9 protein-coding genes are annotated in these 4,576 nt (G+C 36.0%); 8 read left to right on the top strand and 1 reads right to left on the bottom strand.

From position 1 onward, the window contains the following. The first annotated feature begins 150 nt into the window (after positions 1–150). A complete protein-coding gene (locus WYK_RS25215; protein ID WP_174391486.1) occupies positions 151–669 on the top strand; it encodes a hypothetical protein in 519 nt (172 codons plus the stop codon). A 78-nt stretch (positions 670–747) separates the two neighbouring features. Continuing rightward, positions 748–894: a hypothetical protein gene (locus WYK_RS24840; RefSeq protein WP_161629111.1), complete on the top strand. Its 147-nt coding sequence runs from the start codon at positions 748–750 to the stop codon at positions 892–894. Positions 895–943: 49 nt separating this feature from the next. Here the strand turns inward: WYK_RS24840 and WYK_RS05540 are convergent, their stop codons facing one another. Continuing rightward, the gene (locus WYK_RS05540; RefSeq protein WP_040373587.1) at positions 944–2,428 is read right to left on the bottom strand and encodes a recombinase family protein; all 1,485 of its coding nucleotides are present in this window, start codon (positions 2,426–2,428) and stop codon (positions 944–946) included. Between the two features lie 111 nt (positions 2,429–2,539). Here WYK_RS05540 and WYK_RS24835 point away from each other — a divergent pair, with 111 nt between their 5' ends. The 6 genes from WYK_RS24835 to WYK_RS23795 all read left to right on the top strand — a co-directional run bounded on the left by WYK_RS24835 (position 2,540) and on the right by WYK_RS23795 (position 4,533). After that, positions 2,540–2,713 (top strand): competence type IV pilus major pilin ComGC, encoded by a 174-nt coding sequence (locus WYK_RS24835; protein WP_161629110.1) that lies wholly within the window; start codon positions 2,540–2,542, stop codon positions 2,711–2,713. After that, positions 2,688–3,152, top strand: a complete 465-nt coding sequence (gene comGD / locus WYK_RS05530; RefSeq protein ID WP_161629109.1) for a competence type IV pilus minor pilin ComGD — start codon at positions 2,688–2,690, stop codon at positions 3,150–3,152. Before WYK_RS24835 ends, comGD begins: the two co-directional genes overlap by 26 nt. Next, entirely contained in the window at positions 3,145–3,480 is a 336-nt protein-coding gene (locus WYK_RS05525) for a hypothetical protein (RefSeq protein WP_040373585.1), read from the top strand. Before comGD ends, WYK_RS05525 begins: the two co-directional genes overlap by 8 nt. Next, entirely contained in the window at positions 3,431–3,916 is a 486-nt protein-coding gene (gene comGF / locus WYK_RS05520; protein ID WP_081704779.1) for a competence type IV pilus minor pilin ComGF, read from the top strand. Before WYK_RS05525 ends, comGF begins: the two co-directional genes overlap by 50 nt. Beyond that, positions 3,909–4,289 (top strand): competence type IV pilus minor pilin ComGG, encoded by a 381-nt coding sequence (gene comGG, locus WYK_RS05515; RefSeq protein WP_040373584.1) that lies wholly within the window; start codon positions 3,909–3,911, stop codon positions 4,287–4,289. The genes comGF and comGG overlap by 8 nt, the downstream gene beginning before the upstream one ends. 67 nt (positions 4,290–4,356) lie before the next feature. After that, positions 4,357–4,533, top strand: a complete 177-nt coding sequence (locus WYK_RS23795; protein WP_328286264.1) for a YqzE family protein — start codon at positions 4,357–4,359, stop codon at positions 4,531–4,533. The last annotated feature ends 43 nt before the right edge of the window (positions 4,534–4,576 follow it).

The following is a 4,576-nucleotide window of genomic DNA, read 5'->3' as shown; positions in this document are numbered from 1 at the left end:
ATATGACAATATATAAATATTATTCAATAATTGAATGGATACCTGAGGAAAGTATTTTTTCTGTTACTTTTCCTTGACTTAGAGAACTGCTTTACAGATGGTGAGAATTTAGCTGAGGCAATTTCTAGAGCTGAGGATGTTCTTGGGTTGATGTTATCAGATGATAAGGGGCTAGATAACCATAAACCTAAAGCCTCCCTTGCAAAAGATATACAGATACCTGAGGGAGCAAGTCTAGTTCAAATAGTTATAGATGAAGTGGATATTATTGATGATACTCCCTATTCAGAGGAAGCTAGTCACCAGTTTGAAAATGTGAGTGAGGATATTAGTAATGAAGAGGAACAGTTAAGAGCACTTTATGGGGAATTTGTTTTAGAAAAAGATAATTTTCTTATGGATATGGAAACTGACAACATTCAAATTGAGAGACAAAAAGCAGTTATAGATAGCTTTCTAAAAAATGCAGAACTTAAAGGGCAATGTACATATTCTCAGAAAGAGAACCTTTTTGAAATTGATGCAAAAAGATATATCATAAAAGTTCTAGTGATACATACTGGAGATGCATGTTGTTTTACTATTAATAAAAGGACTGGCAACATAGTTAATAGAAGAAGGATGTTGTTTACAGAGGCTACTGAAAACTATTTAGAAACCTACTTGTAAAATGTCTAATTGTCACAGTTTAATCCCATTTGTCTAATCTTAGTGTTGTAAGACATATGAGATAGATTGGGGATAATTATGGATATGAATACTAATCCAACTGTAGCTGAGAGTTTCACTAATGAGGACAATATTACAGTAATCATTTATGGAGAACCTGACTGCAAGATATTGGCTAAGAAATTGCTTGATGTGTATGATAGGATTCAAATAAAGAAGGAGTAGGGGAATGTCCCACTCCTTTTTCTATGTCTAGATAACAATAAAAGAGCCATTATAGCTCTCTGAAATGTATTTCAACTTTAGTATCAGAGCTTTTTAACTGCCCCTTTGGTTTAGTTAATACAACCTTTTCAATAAGCAATCTTAATGTTGCTTGTTGATCCTCTATAGCCATCTCATGGAAGTTGTCAATTAGGTGTATCACCTTATCTACCTTGGTTAGTTGAGAGGAAACATCTAATTTTTCTAACTGATATTCTAATAACTCAATCTCAGATTTAAGGTTTTCCTTGACCTCTTTAATAGTTGCACTTTTTGTATCATAAACCTCCTCAGATACTTTTTCTTTTAGATATAGGTTGAGTAATTTATCTAATTGATTGTCCTGATTTAATAGTTCTTTCTTAATGTTGAGAAGGTTAGATTCCATTCTGCTCTTTGTACCTGACACATCATTCTTTAATAATCTTTGTAGCTCTTTCTTTATACTATCCTTTTTATCTTTAATAGCCTCAAAAACAATCTTTTCAAGCTTGCCTATTTTAATGCCTCCATTATCACAGTGAGTATATTCATTAATATGATGGTGACAGGGTCTAACTTGGTAAAAGGATAGGTCTTTCTGTTTGTCCTTACTCACTTTATTGTTTTTTTGTATGGTTAGCCCTCCACCACATTTACCACAGACTAGTAGCTTATTTAAAGGAGATTTAATGCCTAATGACTTTGTGTTCTGCTTACATATCCTACTTTTTAATAAAGTTTGAATTGTATTAAAATCTTCCTCAGTTATTAGAGGCTCATGACAATCTTTAGCAGTGGCTGACTTTCCTAATCTTTTGGAGTTATAAAAACCTTCTCCTAAATATGTTCTTCTTTTTAAAATCCTTTGTATACTATCCCCTTTGAAAAAACTTCCTTGTGCAGTTTTATATCCTAATTGATTAACTTTTTCAGCAATAATTCTTGTGGAATATCCTGATAAGGCTAACTCAACAATTTTTCTGACAATAGGAGCTTGATCTGGGTTAACATGAAGTTTTTTATCATTCTTATCATAGCTATACCCTAATGGAGCAACAGAGACAAGGTGTCTCCCTCTTTCAGCTACTGTATTATATTTACCTTTAGCCAATCTATCTCTGATGTTATCCATTTCAGCCTCAGCAATAACACTCTGAAAGCCAAACATCATTTTTGTACTAGGATCTTTCATGTCATAAACTGTTTCAGGAGTTTCAATCATTACATTATGAGTCAGACAAAGTTTAGCAATGGTACTTAAAATACTTATATTTCTTCCTAATCTATCAACATGAACAATTATAATTCTATTATACAAGCCTTGCTCAATACCTAATTGCACTTTAGTTAATTCAGGTCTTTCATTTAGGGAAGATTCAACTTCCTCAAAGAGATCATAAGTATAGCCCTTTTTTTCTGCATAACTCTTTAGACTACTACTTTGATTGAATAATGTTTCCTCCTTGCCATTCCCATTATCTCTGGACTTCCTGCTGTAAATTGCTACTTTCACTTTAACTCCTCCAATATACATACCTCTACACTCTTAAAATTAGAAATAAGTAAAAAAGTGTGACAGGTAAGTAAGAATTTATTAGAGGGTGTATTCTGCACCTTTCATAAGATGGTGCAATCACAGGTTCAAGCCTACCAAATCGACAAAAACGTGCTGCCGACAAGTATCTCAGAGCTGGCTTCAGAAGGGTATTTAAAGCAAACTTCCTGTCCAAATAAATCCGAAGTTTCAATTAATGCGAAGGGAGAGGTATCCGTTGTTGCTGCAAGCGATGGAAAGTAAAAATACAAGATTAGGATCAAGGGGCTATACGTTAGTCGAAATGCTCCTTGTTTTATCTGTATTTATGCTGTTGACATCACTTGGCTTCGGAATGTTTCCTCCATTCGTTAAAAAACTGGATGCCAGCTTCTTTTTGATTCAGCTCAGTGATGATCTTTACAGGAGTCAGGAATACGCCATTAGCAATCAACTATATGTCACCTTTACATTTGATTTGAAGAAAGGCAGGTATCTCGCTAATACAGGAACATCGGCTGAATATATCCTCGAAAGGAAAGTGCCAGAAGAAATTACTTTTAATGGTGGAGTGCTCGGTCAAGGAGTCGTCTTTACGCCCAATGGAAATATTTCAAAAGGAGGAACTTGGCTGGTTGAAACCAATGACAAGCTATACAAAATTATCTTTAATCTAGGAAGCGGGCGATTTCGCATTGAATAATTCTAAGGGTTATATTTTCCTTGAGATGCTTGTTGCCTTCTCGATGTGCTGTTTTATTGCCGTGTCGATCGTACCTGTGGTACAAAGTGTTACGCTTGACCGGCATAATACGGAGATGAGGACGTCCGCTTATCATGTACTTTATGAAAAACTTGCTGCTTATAGTGTTGGTGAATTATCAGCAACAAACGGGATGTTTGAAGTGGAAGGGGTGACTTACTCATTGTCATGGCGTGCGGATTCAGAATTCCCAGGGATGGTAGAAGGGTGTGTCAGTTATGAAACGGGGGCAAAACGAATCGAAACTCTTTGTGACTCTACAAAATAAAAGCGGCTTTACCTTAGTTGAATTACTTGTCTCGCTGTCCATATTTCTAGCAATCTCCTCATTGATTTTACAGATGCTGACAAATGTTCATACCTCTTTACGGACTGATGTGGGAATTAATCCGAAGGAATGGGAAATATTTTTGAACCAATTTAAGCGGCAGGTTTATCTTTCTACAGACCAGAAGGTTTCGGGAAATAAGCTGTATCTCACAGTTAAGAATAATGAAATCGTCTTATTTGAGCAGTATGGAGACAAGCTGCGCAGGAGGGTAAATGGGACCGGTCACGACGTAGTCCTGCAGAATGTATCTCGCCTTTCCATGAAAAAGGAAGGGAAAGTAATTGTTATCGAGGTAACTGACAAAGGCGGAAAGCTTTATACTCGCTCCATTACTCCTTATATTAACCTTGTAGGAGTCCGGCAGGATGGATAACGAAAAAGGCTATTCGCTGCCGATGATTATGATTCTTTCAGCATCCTTGTGTATGATTGCTATCTTCACTACTGAAAGATTCATTGGAGAAAAACCGTTTTATAAGGCAGTGGAAGAGCGCCTGATCGCGGATCATTTGATGAGGCTTGCATTGATTGATCTCGATAAAGGACTTGCAACAGATCAGATTTTAGTTGAGGAATCGGCGGTCATTAGGTATCCAAATGGAACCATTAATTACAAAGTAAAAACCAGGAGTGATGATACGATAACAATTGACTTATCGGCTGTGACAAAAAACAATCATCATAAAGAAGCAGTAGTTTACTATCATACTGGGTTAAACAAGATGATAGAATGGGTGGAAAAGTAAATTAATGACGGGCTGTAGGCGGGAATAAAAAACGTGAAAAGTGTGCATGCTGTTTAGTAGGTGATTGATGATGTCTACAAACGATTATATTAAATATATAACACAGCAGCTCGTCCGTTATTTTCAGGTGCCAAAATCGGAACGGAAAGAACGCCGGGAACAAAAAAGAGAAGAAAAGACTGACCTGTCCTTCCGATTATTTGGGTTTATTCCCTTTGCTTTAAAAATGTTTTTTCGTAAATAACTTTACGTATATGACTCTGTTGTTAAATGTGAGGCTGTCCCAA

It is taken from the genome of Peribacillus psychrosaccharolyticus ATCC 23296, assembly GCF_000305495.1.
GTDB classification, from domain to species: Bacteria; Bacillota; Bacilli; order Bacillales; family DSM-1321; genus Peribacillus; species Peribacillus psychrosaccharolyticus.
Note: the sequence above shows the minus strand (reverse complement) of the source record. Positions and strands in the feature narration are given on the sequence as shown.